The sequence below is a fragment of the Bacteroides sp. MSK.20.12 genome, assembly GCF_019052435.1.
Classification (GTDB): domain Bacteria; phylum Bacteroidota; class Bacteroidia; order Bacteroidales; family Bacteroidaceae; genus Bacteroides; species Bacteroides xylanisolvens.
The window spans coordinates 1-395 of the sequence record NZ_JAHQVH010000117.1; the positions used below are offsets into that span (position 1 = coordinate 1).

The window sequence follows — 395 nt, forward strand, 5'->3', positions numbered from 1 at the left end:
GGCTCAGTTGTAATTCTTGGGGGATTAAGTTTAGTCAATTCCCTTCATGCATATACCTTTGCTAGCCTAAAAAGGAAGAAGCTCATATCCACTACTCCTCTAAATGATGCCCTAAATGCTTTGATTTTAGCATTAAATGCTTCCGCTGCTGCATTTGTACTCCTGTTCACAAAGAAGTTCAAAATCCTTTCATAATGATTCTCAATAGAGTTTGCCACTGTTGTGAATGTATCGTATCCATATTCTTCAATCTTATTATACCATAGTGCCAGCTTTGCTCTTGCTACATCCTTGTCATAGTTTGTGGAAAAGATCTTTCCCAACTCCAATGAGTAGTAATATACGTGCTTAATATCTTCAAACTGCTTGAAAAGTAATTCTGCCCTGATTTTCTG

1 protein-coding gene is annotated in these 395 nt (G+C 37.0%); it reads right to left on the reverse strand.

Features of this window, described 5'->3' with window-relative positions; genetic code table 11:
- Positions 1 to 44: 44 nt before the first annotated feature.
- The coding region (locus KTR06_RS24395) for a transposase (RefSeq protein ID WP_151208466.1) at positions 45 to 395 on the reverse strand (351 nt) is incomplete at its 5' end.